Raw genomic sequence first — 14,188 nt, forward strand, 5'->3', positions numbered from 1 at the left:
AGATGCTACAATTACAAAACATTTCAGTTGATTATGTAACACCTCACGTTGTAAAGATTTCCTTAGATCGTGAAAGACAAGCCAACTCATTATCTTTAGCTTTATTAGAAGAGTTACAAAACATTTTAACTCAAATAAATGAAGAGTCAAATACTCGTGTAGTTATTCTAACAGGTGCTGGTGAAAAAGCGTTTTGTGCTGGTGCTGATTTAAAAGAACGTGCTGGCATGAATGAAGAACAAGTTCGTCATGCTGTTAGTATGATTCGCACTACTATGGAAATGGTTGAACAATTACCACAGCCAGTTATTGCTGCTATAAATGGAATCGCACTTGGTGGTGGTACGGAATTAAGTTTAGCTTGTGATTTTAGAATTGCTTCAGACACTGCAAGTCTTGGTCTTACTGAAACGACTCTTGCAATTATACCAGGAGCAGGTGGTACGCAGCGTTTACCAAGATTAATTGGTGTTGGCAGAGCGAAAGAATTAATTTATACAGGCAGACGTATTTCAGCACAAGAAGCAAAAGAATATGGTCTAGTAGAATTTGTTGTACCAGCGCATTTACTTGAGGAGAAAGCCGTTGAAATAGCAGAGAAAATTGCGAGTAACGGTCCTATTGCCGTTCGATTAGCAAAAAAAGCAATTTCAAACGGTATTCAAGTTGATTTACATACCGGATTACAAATGGAAAAACAAGCGTATGAAGGTGTAATCCATACGAAAGATAGATTAGAAGGATTACAGGCATTCAAGGAAAAACGCACACCAATGTATAAGGGGGAGTAAATATGATAGATCAAAAAGAACAATCAAATACATTTGAAGAACGAGTTGAAACGATTAAACAAGGTGGCGCACCAAAATATCATGAACAAAACAAAGCGAAAGGTAAACTATTCGTGCGAGATCGCTTAGCTCTTTTATTTGATAATGGTGAATATGTAGAAGATGCATTATTTGCAAATTGTGAACAAACAGGATTACCTGCTGATGGTGTTGTAACAGCAACAGGTAAAATACATGGTCGTACGGCATGCGTAATGGCAAATGATTCAACAGTAAAGGCTGGATCATGGGGCGCACGTACAGTTGAAAAGATTTTACGTATTCAAGAAACGGCAGAAAAATTACGTGTTCCATTATTTTATTTAGTTGACTCTGCTGGAGCGCGTATTACTGATCAAGTTGAAATGTTCCCAGGGCGCCGCGGTGCAGGAAGAATCTTCTATAATCAAGTGAAATTATCAGGTAAAGTTCCTCAAGTATGTTTATTATTTGGACCTTCTGCAGCTGGTGGTGCTTATATTCCAGCATTTTGTGACGTTGTAATGATGGTAGAGGGAAATGCATCTATGTATTTAGGATCTCCTCGTATGGCTGAGATGGTTATCGGTGAGAAGGTAACTTTAGAAGAGATGGGCGGAGCTCGTATGCATTGCTCTGTATCAGGATGCGGAGATGTTTTATGTAAGACAGAAGAAGATGCGATTACACAAGCAAGACAATACATTTCATATTTTCCAAATAACTACTTAGAAAAGACTCCATTGGTTACACCTCAAGAACCGAAACAATTCGATAAAACGTTAGAAGAAATCATTCCAGAAAATCAAAATGCTCCTTTCAATATGAAAGATCTTATTAATAGAGTTATTGATGAAGGTTCTTTCTATGAAGTAAAAAAATTATTTGCTCAAGAACTAATAACAGGTTTAGCACGTATTGATGGTAAGCCAGTTGGTATTATTGCAAATCAACCGCGAATGAAAGGCGGCGTATTATTCCACGATTCAGCTGATAAAGCAGCGAAGTTTATTAATTTATGCGATGCATATCATATTCCATTATTATTCCTTGCAGATGTACCTGGATTTATGATTGGTACAAAAGTAGAACGTGCTGGTATTATTCGTCACGGTGCAAAAATGATTTCCGCAATGAGTGAAGCAACTGTACCGAAAATTTCTATCGTTGTTCGTAAAGCATATGGTGCTGGTTTATATGCGATGGCGGGTCCAGCCTTTGAACCAGATTGCTGCCTAGCATTACCGACAGCTTCTATTGCGGTAATGGGTCCAGAAGCCGCGGTCAATGCTGTATATGCAAATAAGATTGCAGCTTTACCAGAAGAAGAGCGTGATAGCTTCATTGCTGAAAAACGCGAAGAGTATAAGAAGGATATTGATATTTACCATTTAGCATCAGAGATGGTCATTGATGGTATTGTTCATCCAAACAATTTAAGAGAAGAGTTAAAAGGACGATTCGAAATGTATATGAGTAAATATCAAGTATTTACGGATCGTAAACATCCGGTTTATCCAGTTTAAAAGCCCTATTTAGGGCTTTCTTGCTCAAAAAGTCAAGGAGGGGAAAACATTGAAACAAGCAGTTTGGTTTCCAACAGAAGAGTATAAAGAAAAAACGCGTTTATATGGTTGGATGAAATCATTGGGCTATGAAGATTATGAAACGTTTTATAAAAAGTCAATCGAAGAAACAGCTTGGTTTTGGGGAGAAGCTGAGAAAGCAGTTGGCTATCAATGGATGAAACCTTATACAGAAGTGCTAGATTTAGAAAATGGTACGCCGTTTGCACAGTGGTATAATGGCGGAACATGTAATGTTGTAGAATCGGTTTTATCACGCTGGCTTGCAGACGATGAAACAAGAACACAACCAGCACTTCAGTATGAAGGGGAAAATGGAACTTCAAAATCATTTACATATGAAGAGCTTGATAGCTGGGTAAGTCGCGTTGCAAACGGTTTGAAACATGCAGGTATTGAAAAAGGTGACCGTGTCACAATTTATATGCCGATGATTCCAGAAACAGTTGTTGCGATGCTAGCAGTTATGAAGATCGGAGCAATTATTTCACCAATATTCTCAGGATTTGCCTCTGATGCAGTCATGACACGTGTGCAAGCGGCAGGATCTAAAATGATTATTACTGCAGATGGTTTTTCACGCCGAGGTAAAGTTGTTTCATTAAAAGATGAAGTAGATAAAGCTTGTGAACATTGCCCAACTGTTGAAAAAGTTGTTATTGTTCGCCATGCAGGAAATGATTTTACACCACATAATTATGATTTCTCATGGAGTACGTTAGAAAAAGAAAAGCCATTTGTACATGCTGAAGAAATGCATAGTGATGATCCATTAATGCTCATTTATACATCAGGTACTACTGGAAAACCGAAAGGGACAGTACACACTCATGCTGGTTTCCCTTTGAAAGCTGCATTTGATGCAGGGTTTGGGATGAATATAAAACAAGGCGACCGTGTATTATGGGTAACTGATATGGGATGGATGATGGGACCATTTTTACTATTTGGCTCTCTCATTAATGGAGCAACGATGGTTATGTATGAAGGTGTTCCGGACTTCCCAGAGGCAGATCGTTTATGGGAGACAGTTGATAAATATAAAATTACACATCTCGGTATATCACCAACATTAATTCGTGCGTTAATGGCAAAAGGTGATGAGTATGTAAATAAACATTCGCTTAAGAGTTTAGAAGTATTCGCCTCAACAGGCGAGCCTTGGAATCCAGATCCTTGGATGTGGCTATTTGAAACGGTTGGAAAAAGTAATGTACCAATTTGTAACTATTCAGGCGGGACTGAAATTTCTGGTGGAATTTTCGGAAACGTCCTTATTAAACCAATTGCACCGATTAGCTTTAACGCTTCTTTACCAGGAATGGCAGCGGTTGTGCTCGATGATCAGGGCAATCCGATTCGTGATGAAGTTGGAGAATTATGTTTAGAGAAACCTTGGGTTGGTATGACGAAAAGTTTCTGGGAAGATGATGAGCGTTATGTGAACACATATTGGTCACGTTTTGAAAATAAATGGGTTCATGGTGACTGGGTTGTTTATGATGGTGAACAATATATTATTACAGGACGCTCAGATGATACGCTAAACATTGCTGGAAAACGCATTGGACCTGCTGAATATGAATCTATTCTTGTGAAGCATAATGATGTCATAGAAGCTGCTGCGATTGGTGTACCAGATGATGTAAAAGGTGAAGTTTGTCATTGTTTTGTAGTATTAAGAGACAATGTAACATTCTCAGGTGAATTAAAGAAAGAATTAATGAGTTTAGTAAACTCTCATATTGGAAAAGCATTATGTCCAAAAGATATTCACGTTGTAGAGGATTTACCGAAAACACGTAATTCTAAAGTAATGCGACGCGTCATTAAAGCCGCTTATTTAGGAAAAGAATTAGGCGATTTATCGTCACTTGTAAATCCTGAGGTAGTTCCGTTTATTCAGGGGTTGCAGTCTAGTAAATTATAAAATTAAAGCATGTATAATGTGAACTGACCTCTAAATTGTTAGAGGTCAGTTTTTATATATATAGGATAATTTAGTACATGTGTTTGTTTTTTCCTTTCTATGTTTTTGCCTCGTACACTTTAAAGTTAGTGGACATACTATATTAATAGAAATGATTAGGGGGTGAGATTATGGGATATCGTTATAGTAATTCTAGAAAGAAATGTTCATGTAAACAGGATGACTGTTGGGACGTTTTTGAAGAGTGTAAAAAAGAACATGAAGAGCAAAATAAGGCATGTGACTGTTGCTGTGTACAAGGAATTAGAGATGAGCTGAGAAAGTTAGTAAACAGATCAGTGCGCATTACAACAGGAACTAATAATTATGCAGGAACTGTTTCTTCCGTCACTTGTGATGTTGTAAAGCTTGCTAATAGTGCTGGCGTAGTTACAGTAATTATTTCAGTTTGTAAAATTGAAGCAATTGAACCATTGTTAACATAGGAAACGTAGCATAATTAGGCTATGTTTTTTGTAAAGCCATTCTTATGAATGGCTTTATTTTCATTTCGTATAAAAGGAGAATATATTCTATATATAGAAATAAGTTTGAGGATATATAGAATGGTGTATGAAAGGAGAATGAAGTTGATTAAATTAGAACCTTTTAAACGATCCGATTTCAAACAATTAATAAACTGGATTGATTCCGAAGAATTTTTAATACAGTGGTCAGGAAATGCATTTACATATCCCCTAAATGAAGAACAATTAGAAAAATATATAGAAAGTGAAAATACACTTGCATTCAAAGTAATAGATGAAGAGACTCAAGAAGTAGTTGGTCATGTTTCACTTGGGCAAATAGACAATATAAATAAATCTACAAGGATTGGTAAAGTACTAGTTGGTGATACGAAAATGAGAGGACGTTCTATTGGAAAGCATATGATGAAAGCAGTACTTCATATTGCATTTGATGAATTAAAACTACATAGAGTAACGCTTGGTGTTTATGATTTTAATACATTGGCTATTTCATGTTATGAAAAAATAGGATTTGTAAAAGAAGGTTTACTAAGAGAGTCGAAAAAAGTAGGGGAAACATATTGGAATTTATGGGAAATGAGTATGTTAGAATATGAATGGAGAGCTAAAATATAATTGTTTTCTATAATTATGTTATGTTAATTAAAAGGGGATTGGGGGAAAATGATGAATAAAAAGACGAAAATCATTACAATTGCAGCTGTTTCAGGAGGAGGCAAAACTACTGTTACAGAAAGATTAACTCATAAGTTAATAAATTCAAAAGCGCTATATTTTGATAGTTATCACTTTGATAACTGTCCTGCTGATATTTGTAAATGGATTGATGAGGGAGCAAATTATGATGAATGGGTACTTACACCATTAATTAAGGATATTCAGCATCTTATACGAGAGGGTAATGTAGATTATATTATTGTAGATTATCCTTTTGCATACTTAAATAGTGAAATGCGAGAATTTATTGATGTAACTATATTTATCGATACGCCTTTAGATATTGCAATGGCTAGAAGAATTTTACGAGATTTTAAGGAAGATACAATGAGTGAAATACATAATGATTTAAAGCATTATATAACATATGCTAGAAAAGCCTATTTGGAGGCGCTTCATACTGTAAAGCCAAATTCAGATATTGTTTTGGATGGATCTTTATCTGTAGATGAAATAATTAATCAAATTGAAGAGGAACTTTATCGGAGAGAAGTGATCGTCCATGGTTAAATGTATAGAGGGATATGTACAAGTTGATGATTTTAAAATGTATTCAAAAGTATTTCAAGGAAAGAAGTTGCAGCCAGTTTCAGCGAATTTAATTGGGAGAGGACTATAGATTTAGAAAACGGCTTGCACTGTAAATGTAAGCCGTTTTTTATATATAAGAAGATTTCCTAGTTGAAATCCTCGGATTTTTTCTGACGTATATGTAAAAACATTAAAATTGTAATAATGAAGAAAATCAATAATGTTTGTATGATTAAATTTTTAAACTGAAGCAAAACTGTCCAAGATGTAACAGCATCTTTAAATGCTTGGAGTGCAGAGTATGAAGAAGGATCAAAGCCGTACTGAAGTAACTTTTTTGTTTCAATAAAAGTACTGTTTTCATTTTCGGCGTCTAATATTACTGAAATAAGTCTAGTATCTCCTCGTTTTGCTGTACTGACAAAACTATAATTACCATTAGTTGAAAAACTAGTTTGTAAGCCATCAACACCTTGGTGTTTAATGTTTTTATTAAGGGAATATATCATTTTATTGGTGTTGAAAACTTTCGTATCTTTGAAGGTGAACTGGTAAGAGGTTAGTTTTGTAACGTTCAGTACATCTGGAAAGTCTGTTACTAATTGTGTTGCTAGTTTAGCAACTTCAATTGCTGTTGTAGTTGAAAGTTTATTTGTATCGTTATTCATTCCAGTAGCGTTTAGAAACGGAGATGGTTGTGATAACTTTAGTTGTTTTGCTTTTTCATTCATTAACTGTGTGAAATTATCTTCGTTTCCAGCGATATGTTCTGCAAGAGCAAGTGCGGAACGATTATTTCCTGTCAATAACAGTGTATGAAGTAAATCACGAACCGTCGTTTTATCTTTCGAAGTTACTTGTATAGGACTCGTTTCTGCTCGGAAAACTTCGTTACTTATTTTTACTACTTCATCTAACTGTATAGTTCCTTCATTTAGTTGTTCCAGTGTGATATATTCAGTCATTAATTTAGATAAAGTAGCCGATTGTATAGGAGTTTCTTCATTTTTTGTATAAACAACTTCACCTGAATGAGCATCTATTAAAATAGCTGATTTAGCTTGAATAATTGGGCCATTTACATAAAGATAAAAATATAAAACGATAAGTGCAGTAATAACAAAAGATAATAATAAAATTGTGAATTTTTTTAAGAATTGCATAAGCGATCCTCCTATTATGACATCGATAATAATATTGTAAAAAGGAATGCTTAATTAGGAAGAAAGAAAAGGTAAAGAATTTCTAAAGAATTATAAAGGATTATTAAATTTTGGATGTTACTGGAAAATAAAAGGTCCAATTTCTTATATCGTAAGAAATTGGACCTAAAATTAAGCTGTATTAACATTTATATGGTTGTAGTTTTACAGTGAATGTTGTTTTTTTGTCATCACTATACACTTCAATTGTTCCTTTATGCAACTCTACAATACTTTTTGCAATTGCCAATCCGAGTCCAGATCCACCAGTGTTTGTAGAACGCGATTTCTCAACGCGATAAAAACGTTCAAAAATATGAGGTAAATCGGTACTTGGAATAGGTTGGCCGTAATTGGTTATATCGATTGCGATCATATTATTACTTTCATAAGCAGTAATATCAATATAATCACCATCGTTACCGTAAGCGATAGCATTAATAATTAGATTTTCAAATACGCGAACTAATTTGTCTCCATCAGCTAATACCATGAGTTTTTGAGATGGGAAAGAAGGGCGACATTCTATATTTGCTTCTTGAAATTGTATTCGAAATTGAACAGTTAATTGTCCAAGAAGCTCCACAATATCAATAGGGACAGAATATAAACTTAATTCTTTATTTTGAACACGTGTATATTCAAACAAATCATTCATTAATGCGTTAAGACGAGTTACTTTATCGTAAATGACTTGTATATAATGACGTAATTCTACTTCATCTCTATAATTATCATGGTGGATTAAATTCACGTATCCAACTATAGAGGTAAGAGGAGTGCGTAAATCGTGCGATACATTTGTAATAAGCTCACTTTTTGCTTGTTCTGCCTGTCTTTCTTCATCAATCGAGACTTTCAATTGTTCAACAATTTGATTAACCCCGCTTGCTAACTCTTCTAGATAATTATGGTTTACGATAGAAACTTTATGATTGAAGTTTCCATTTGCAATATAGCGAATCTCTTCTATCATTTTTTTTATACAAGTTTCATAGTAAAGCTTTCTTTCATGACGATAAAAAATGTATAGGTAGGATGAGAAAATAGAAAATAAAAATAAATAAGAGACAATCATCATCCATAGAGATTCTTTTATTCCTTTATATTTTTCATAACCAAAAATTCTAATGAATTCTTTGCCAAGTTCGCTTAACGTAAGCGAACTCTCAATTACACTCGTAACGAGGCGATATATAATTAATTCAGTAATAGGAGTGAGTGTAATAGCTAATAAGAGCCAAAAAATAAGTTTCCATTTCGGGATATCTTTTAATATATCAAATGCTTCATTTCTCAATTTTATAGCCTACTCCCCAAACAGTATGAATAAATTTTTCTCCATTCATTCCTGTTTCAAGCTTATCCCGTAAATTACTAATGTGGACCATTACAGTTTTATTTGAACCATAACCATCTTCATTCCAAACACGTTCAAATATTTCTTCAGAACTAAATACTCTTCCTGTATTACTCGCAAGTAAATATAAAATATCAAATTCAATAGATGTAAGCTTAATATATTCGCCATTTACTTTAACGGTATGATTATGTTTGTGTATTTCAGCAGAACGAATGCGAATCATACCATCTTCATTCTTTTGGGAAGTGGCATTTTGGAAAGATGATCGTCGTAGCAAAGCTTTCACTCTAGCTACTAATTCTAATGGATTAAATGGTTTAATCATATAATCATCAGCGCCTGTCATAAGTCCTAATATTTTATCCATATCTTCTGCTTTTGCACTCAGCATAAGAATAGGTACAGTATTATTTTCACGAACTTCTTGGCAAACTTCTAATCCATTTCGTTTTGGCATCATAATATCCAAAATCATAAGGTCAACTTCATATGTAGAAATCATTTGTAATGCTTCATCGCCATCATATGCTTTATAAATGTTATAGCCTTCATTTCGCAAATAAACAGCAAGTAATTCAACAATTTCTTTATCATCATCAATAATTAATATATTTTTATTCATTATGTAGTTCCTTTCCTTACAAATCATTAACATTACTATAATATCAAACATTTATGTACTTGTAGCGATGATTCTGTATAAAATTTCATGTAACGTATTAAAAAAGGGATTACAACATTTATAACGAATACAAAACACAAGGATATTAAGATTATATATTATATTGAAAGTTAGTTTTAAGGAGGATTTACTATGTTATATAAGGAGATATATTCATTTTCTCCAACTGGAAAAATAGAAAATGATATTAAAGATTTTTTATTAAAATACAATCAGAAGCCTACATATAAACATTCAATTCGTGTAGCAAATGAGGCGAGGAAAATTGCAAAAATGTTTTATGAAGATGAAGAAAAAGCAGCGATTGCGGGATATTTACATGATATTAGTGCAATTTTTCCAAATGAAGTACGGATTGTAGTTGCTGAAGAATTTGGAATAGAGATATTAGAAGAAGAACGAAAATTCCCAATGATTATTCATCAAAAACTTTCGAGAGTAATCGCAAAAGAGATATTTAAAGTGCATGATGAAGAGACTTTAAATGCAATTTGTTGCCATACCACACTGCGTAAACATGCAACGAAGATGGATTTAGTGTTATTTGTTGCTGATAAAATAGAATGGGATCAAAATGGAGCGCCACCATATTTAGCAGAAGTTAAAAAAGGATTAGAAAAATCTTTAGAACATGCTGCTTTTGCATATATTTCATATTTGTGGGATAGAAAAGATAAGTTGAAAGTTTTACATCCTTGGCTAGAAGAATCATATTGGCAGTTAAAAGAAATTGTAGAGTAGAAAGGGTATAAGAATGCAATTAAAAGAATATATGAATCAAACATTTCCTGGGGTTACATTAGTACCACATATATACTTTCAATGGGAAAATCATTTGCATTTTCATTTTGGGAAAGGGAAAGACCTATATGTAGAAAGAACCGACGCTATAAATAGGGGATACTTCACTCAACTTTATACATATAATAAATACTTATTTGAAGATATATTTTCAAAAGAAGATGAAGTCTTTTTAGTAACAAATGTTTATCGATTTAAAAAGGAAAATGTGAAAAATCCGCAGAAAATTAATCTATATAGACGTTTTATTCATAATAGAGAATTAAAGTATCATATAAGGCAAGAAACAATACCTTTTTTATTTGAAGATGAAGAAGCTGATTTATATTGTACATACCAATTTTCGTTAAAATGTTTTGCTAGCGATATAAAGTATAAACAGCTTATTCAAGCTGCAAATCATGAAGATTTTCCGGGCCTTTATCCTCGTTTTGGACGGAATAAAAGAAATTTTTTATCCTTTTCGGCAAGAAGACTCCATCTGATTTGTGTTACGGGTGAAACCCAACAATTCAGGTGGAGATGAATTGCCGTGAGTCAATAAGGCTGAACTTTTTTGTTTCTTTTTGTCTTACGATACAATCTACCCTTAAATAAGAAGGGAATAGATCGTAAGAAAACGAAATTGAATAATCATAATCATAATCATTCGGTTACTTGAGCCAAAAGGAATTACGATGAAGACTATATTCACATTTTGTTCCGTTTCGTTTCAAATATTATCTTAGGAAAGAAATAATTTTAATGAACTCTCTGAGAAAGGTGGTGAAAACAATGGTTAAAAAGAAAGCAGTGAAAGTATTACGGAAACAAAAGAAAAGAGAAAACATGCAACGATTCACGCAGAAACAAAATATCGGACGAGCTTGTCTTACCGCAAAAGAATTTCGCTTACTGCAACGCATGTCACATAGTTCAAAAGCGTTGCGAAATGTTGGATTGTATACGATGAAACAAAGTTACCTGAATAATAACAGGATGGCTACTGTAAAAGAAGTGGACACTGCCATGCAAGCCGATATGAACTACTGGGGCATGCAATCAAACTCTGTTCAAGCCATTCGTAGAGCCTTGTATGCAGAAGTAAAGAGCTTTTTTAAAGCCTTGGAACAGTGGAAGAAACATCCTGAGAAGTTTACAGGTCGCCCTAAGTTTCCGAATTATTCTCGTTCCACTGACAAACGAATCATTGAAATCTATCAAGTTCCAAAAGTGGATGAGAACGGGTTTTGGATGATTCCGATGAGTGTTGCATTCAGGCAAAAATTCGGTTCCATTAAAATACGTATGCCGAAAAACTTACGACATAAAAAAATCTCCTACATTGAGATTGTACCGAAGCAAAAAGGTCGGTTCTTTGAGGTGCATTACACATATGAGATGCACGTTTCTCAAATGAAGAAATCACCCACGACTACGAGTAACGCTTTGAGTTGCGATTTAGGTGTAGATAGATTAGTAAGTTGCGTAACGAATACAGGTGATACTTTCTTAATTGATGGAAAAAAACTAAAATCTATTAATCAGTACTTCAACAAAATGATACGTAATCTCCAGCAGAAAAATATTGAAAACGGAATTTCAAAACGAGTTGTAACGAATAGAATGGCTGCACTTTGGCATAACCGAGAACGACAAATAAATGGTTACATTTCACAAACGGTAGGTCTGGTGTTCAAAAAAGTGAAAGCATTTGGCATAGACACGGTTGTAGTAGGATATAACGCTGGTTGGAAACAAAAATCTGATATGGGAAAAAAGAATAATCAAAAATTTGTTCAAATCCCATTTCATAAACTGATTGCAGCAATTGAGAATAAATGCAAAAAAGAAGGCATCCGATTTTTGAAACAAGAAGAAAGCTATACCTCTAAAGCTAGTTTTCTTGATAAAGATTTGGTTCCAGTTTGGACGAAGGATGATAAGACGTATTATCGCTTTAGTGGCAAACGAATGACTCGTGGTCTGTACCAAAGTAAAGCAGGAACATGTATCCATGCTGATATTAATGGTGCGCTGAATACCTTGAAAAAATCAAAAGTTGTAGAATTGGAGGAAAGTCTGAAAGTGAAAACGCCGATTCTATTAGAAGTGCAAAAACGTAAGGCTGTTGCCACGCGCATAGCTTAGTGGGTGCGTCAACCATCCATGTGTACTCGACTTGTCGGGGCTTGTAGTACACGCCGGAGTCATCTGAGTGGTGGCTTCTTTCATAAGGAAGAACTGCTCTTTTTCGAAAGGGTGGTGCAAGTGGGAAAACAATCTTTCGTTGCCAGTACCAACCAAAAACATACTTGGGGTGTTACCGTAAGGTGGCATGAATGCTAGAGCGTCAAACTGTCTAGCGATAGACGAAAAGACCTAGCGTTCGAACTCAAGCCCCCACTGAAACGATTCATTTCAGTGGGGGTAGTTGACCCAGATGTATTTCTTATTAATGCAACAAAAGATATTATCATGTTTATTTATGATGATAGAGGATGTGAAGTAATTGCGAAGAATAAAGAAACAATACGAAATTTATATGAGAAATATAAAGATTGGATTCCAGATTATGAACGAGAAAGTATAGATAAAGTATTTACATGATAACAATAGGGGAAGTGAAGCGTGTTATGAAACGTATTGCAATCGTATCTGCATGGGAACCAGAACTCACGTATTTACATCAATATTATCCAAGTGAACGTATTGAAAAACGAGCAGCTTGGGAATTTCATTTTCATTATATGAACAATTTGGAAGTTATCTCCGTTGTAACTGGAGTTGGCAAAGTAAGCTGTGCTAGTTGTGTACAATTATTAATTAGTGAGTTTCAGCCGGATGAGTTGTTTATGACAGGGATATGCGGGAGTTTATCACATAAGGTGAAAAATGGTCATATTGTAGTGGCACTGAGCGCAATACAACACGATGTCACTGCTGCTGGTTCGGGTGAAGATGTTTTTAACTTATATAATGGTAGAACAGCACCTATCGAAACAACAAAATCGCTTGTAAGAAGAATAAAAAAAATACGATCTTATGATCCGATTCATTTCGGTACATTTTTATCTGGAGATCAACGTATCCGTAGTTCAGAAATGAGATATTTACTCCATACTGTATATGGAGCATTGGCGGTTGATCAAGAGGTCGCAGCTTTTGCTTATGTATGTCAAATCAATAAGAAGCCTTTTTTATGTTTAAAAGCTGCTTCAGATCAAGCAAATGATAAAACGAAAGAGGAACAAAAAATTTTTAAAATGTTAGCGTGTGAACGAGCGTGTGAGCATTTAATTGCTTTTTTACGTGTATATGAGATTACTGTAGTAAATAATAGATAGTAAGAGGGGTTAATATTGGAAAGTACAAATAAAATAGCTATTTTGGGTGCAAACGGAAAAGCCGGGAAATTCCTTGTAAAAGAAGCACTAGATAAGGGGTATCAAGTAAAAATATTAACAAGAAATTCTAATAATATCAAAATAACAAATGAAAATTTAGAGATTATTAATGGAGATGCACGTGATTTTGCTTCAATACGCAAATTACTTAAAGGGTGTCGAGCTGTAATTAATGCAGTAGGTCAACCCAAAAATGAATCTTATATTTTTAGCACAGTAACGAAGCATATTTTAGAAGCAATGAAAGAATTTGAAATAAAAAGATATATTGTAATTTCTGGAGGTTCTTTAAATGTTACAGGAGATCAAAAGGGAATTGTAAATAAGATAGGGGCTACCTTATTTAAAGTTTTTTTATCAAAAATGATGCAAAATAAATATAGAGAATTACAAATTATCCAAAGTAGTGAAGTAGATTGGACAATTGTTAGATTACCATTTGTTATAGAGGGAAATGGTAATGGAAATATAAAAGAGAGTTTAGTTGATATGCCAGGAATCAAAATACAAAATGGGGATATAGCACCATTTGTTATAAAACAAATTAATAGTGACAGATATGTAAGGAAGTGCCCGTTTATTTCAAATTAAATGGTAGAATTAAAAATTAAAGAATGATGGGTAGAGTGGAACTAGTACATTTTATGTATT

The 14,188-nt window shown here is 34.1% G+C and carries 14 protein-coding genes and 2 pseudogenes; 13 read left to right on the plus strand and 3 right to left on the minus strand.

Features of this window, described 5'->3' with window-relative positions:
- Nucleotides 1-2 precede the first annotated feature (2 nt).
- The 7 genes and pseudogenes from BGI23_RS12315 to BGI23_RS12345 form a co-directional block, all read left to right on the plus strand.
- Nucleotides 3-791 carry an enoyl-CoA hydratase gene (locus BGI23_RS12315; protein WP_070806072.1) on the plus strand — a complete coding sequence of 263 codons (789 nt, stop codon included), beginning with the start codon at nucleotides 3-5 and terminating at the stop codon, nucleotides 789-791.
- Between the two features lie 2 nt (nucleotides 792-793).
- Complete coding sequence (locus tag BGI23_RS12320) at nucleotides 794-2,335, plus strand: acyl-CoA carboxylase subunit beta (RefSeq protein WP_044792430.1); 1,542 nt, start codon at nucleotides 794-796, stop codon at nucleotides 2,333-2,335.
- Between the two features lie 49 nt (nucleotides 2,336-2,384).
- On the plus strand, nucleotides 2,385-4,325 hold the full coding sequence (locus BGI23_RS12325; RefSeq protein WP_000806466.1) for an AMP-binding protein: 1,941 nt from the start codon (nucleotides 2,385-2,387) through the stop codon (nucleotides 4,323-4,325).
- Between the two features lie 170 nt (nucleotides 4,326-4,495).
- Nucleotides 4,496-4,810 (plus strand): exosporium protein ExsK, encoded by a 315-nt coding sequence (gene exsK, locus BGI23_RS12330; RefSeq protein WP_000542330.1) that lies wholly within the window; start codon nucleotides 4,496-4,498, stop codon nucleotides 4,808-4,810.
- 120 nt (nucleotides 4,811-4,930) lie between these two features.
- Nucleotides 4,931-5,470: a GNAT family N-acetyltransferase gene (locus BGI23_RS12335; protein WP_041184109.1), complete on the plus strand. Its 540-nt coding sequence runs from the start codon at nucleotides 4,931-4,933 to the stop codon at nucleotides 5,468-5,470.
- Nucleotides 5,471-5,521: 51 nt separating this feature from the next.
- Nucleotides 5,522-6,082 (plus strand): nucleoside/nucleotide kinase family protein, encoded by a 561-nt coding sequence (locus BGI23_RS12340; RefSeq protein ID WP_070807303.1) that lies wholly within the window; start codon nucleotides 5,522-5,524, stop codon nucleotides 6,080-6,082.
- Nucleotides 6,075-6,161: pseudogene (locus tag BGI23_RS12345) on the plus strand (alpha/beta hydrolase); the annotation flags it as partial. The gene BGI23_RS12340 and the pseudogene BGI23_RS12345, both read left to right, overlap by 8 nt.
- An 88-nt stretch (nucleotides 6,162-6,249) precedes the next feature.
- On the opposite strand, the gene BGI23_RS12350 reads toward BGI23_RS12345, so the two are convergent.
- The 3 genes from BGI23_RS12350 to BGI23_RS12360 form a co-directional block, all read right to left on the minus strand.
- Nucleotides 6,250-7,266 (minus strand): D-alanyl-D-alanine carboxypeptidase family protein, encoded by a 1,017-nt coding sequence (locus BGI23_RS12350; protein ID WP_070806074.1) that lies wholly within the window; start codon nucleotides 7,264-7,266, stop codon nucleotides 6,250-6,252.
- Nucleotides 7,267-7,447: 181 nt separating this feature from the next.
- Nucleotides 7,448-8,605 carry a sensor histidine kinase gene (locus tag BGI23_RS12355; protein ID WP_070806075.1) on the minus strand — a complete coding sequence of 386 codons (1,158 nt, stop codon included), beginning with the start codon at nucleotides 8,603-8,605 and terminating at the stop codon, nucleotides 7,448-7,450.
- Nucleotides 8,595-9,290, minus strand: coding sequence for a response regulator transcription factor (locus BGI23_RS12360; RefSeq protein ID WP_001038815.1), 696 nt, complete (start codon nucleotides 9,288-9,290; stop codon nucleotides 8,595-8,597). Before BGI23_RS12360 ends, BGI23_RS12355 begins: the two co-directional genes overlap by 11 nt.
- A 192-nt stretch (nucleotides 9,291-9,482) precedes the next feature.
- Here BGI23_RS12360 and yqeK point away from each other — a divergent pair, with 192 nt between their 5' ends.
- From yqeK to BGI23_RS12390, 6 genes and pseudogenes are all read left to right on the plus strand, one after another.
- On the plus strand, nucleotides 9,483-10,091 hold the full coding sequence (yqeK, locus tag BGI23_RS12365; protein WP_000965882.1) for a bis(5'-nucleosyl)-tetraphosphatase (symmetrical) YqeK: 609 nt from the start codon (nucleotides 9,483-9,485) through the stop codon (nucleotides 10,089-10,091).
- A 13-nt stretch (nucleotides 10,092-10,104) separates the two neighbouring features.
- Nucleotides 10,105-10,677, plus strand: coding sequence for a DUF3885 domain-containing protein (locus BGI23_RS12370; protein ID WP_255369086.1), 573 nt, complete (start codon nucleotides 10,105-10,107; stop codon nucleotides 10,675-10,677).
- Nucleotides 10,678-10,925: 248 nt separating this feature from the next.
- Nucleotides 10,926-12,281, plus strand: a complete 1,356-nt coding sequence (locus BGI23_RS12375) for an RNA-guided endonuclease TnpB family protein (RefSeq protein ID WP_070806076.1) — start codon at nucleotides 10,926-10,928, stop codon at nucleotides 12,279-12,281.
- 288 nt (nucleotides 12,282-12,569) lie between these two features.
- Nucleotides 12,570-12,740 (plus strand): annotated as a pseudogene (locus tag BGI23_RS12380) (DUF3885 domain-containing protein); the annotation flags it as partial.
- Entirely contained in the window at nucleotides 12,740-13,477 is a 738-nt protein-coding gene (gene mtnN, locus BGI23_RS12385; protein WP_157441059.1) for a 5'-methylthioadenosine/S-adenosylhomocysteine nucleosidase, read from the plus strand. The pseudogene BGI23_RS12380 and the gene mtnN, both read left to right, overlap by 1 nt.
- A 15-nt stretch (nucleotides 13,478-13,492) precedes the next feature.
- The gene (locus tag BGI23_RS12390) at nucleotides 13,493-14,128 is read left to right on the plus strand and encodes an SDR family oxidoreductase (RefSeq protein ID WP_070806078.1); all 636 of its coding nucleotides are present in this window, start codon (nucleotides 13,493-13,495) and stop codon (nucleotides 14,126-14,128) included.
- Nucleotides 14,129-14,188 lie beyond the last annotated feature (60 nt).

The sequence above is a fragment of the Bacillus sp. ABP14 genome (assembly GCF_001831375.1).
In the GTDB taxonomy this organism is placed as follows: Bacteria; Bacillota; Bacilli; order Bacillales; family Bacillaceae_G; genus Bacillus_A; species Bacillus_A paranthracis.

Coding starts and splice junctions, on each gene's coding strand:
- BGI23_RS12315 (WP_070806072.1), top strand. CDS start 3: ATGCTACAATTACAAAACATTTCAGTTGATTATGTAACACCTCACGTT.
- BGI23_RS12320 (WP_044792430.1), top strand. CDS start 794: ATGATAGATCAAAAAGAACAATCAAATACATTTGAAGAACGAGTTGAA.
- exsK (WP_000542330.1), top strand. CDS start 4,496: ATGGGATATCGTTATAGTAATTCTAGAAAGAAATGTTCATGTAAACAG.
- BGI23_RS12335 (WP_041184109.1), top strand. CDS start 4,931: ATGGTGTATGAAAGGAGAATGAAGTTGATTAAATTAGAACCTTTTAAA.
- BGI23_RS12340 (WP_070807303.1), top strand. CDS start 5,522: ATGAATAAAAAGACGAAAATCATTACAATTGCAGCTGTTTCAGGAGGA.
- BGI23_RS12350 (WP_070806074.1), bottom strand. CDS start 7,266: ATGCAATTCTTAAAAAAATTCACAATTTTATTATTATCTTTTGTTATT.
- BGI23_RS12360 (WP_001038815.1), bottom strand. CDS start 9,290: ATGAATAAAAATATATTAATTATTGATGATGATAAAGAAATTGTTGAA.
- yqeK (WP_000965882.1), top strand. CDS start 9,483: ATGTTATATAAGGAGATATATTCATTTTCTCCAACTGGAAAAATAGAA.
- BGI23_RS12370 (WP_255369086.1), top strand. CDS start 10,105: ATGCAATTAAAAGAATATATGAATCAAACATTTCCTGGGGTTACATTA.
- BGI23_RS12375 (WP_070806076.1), top strand. CDS start 10,926: ATGGTTAAAAAGAAAGCAGTGAAAGTATTACGGAAACAAAAGAAAAGA.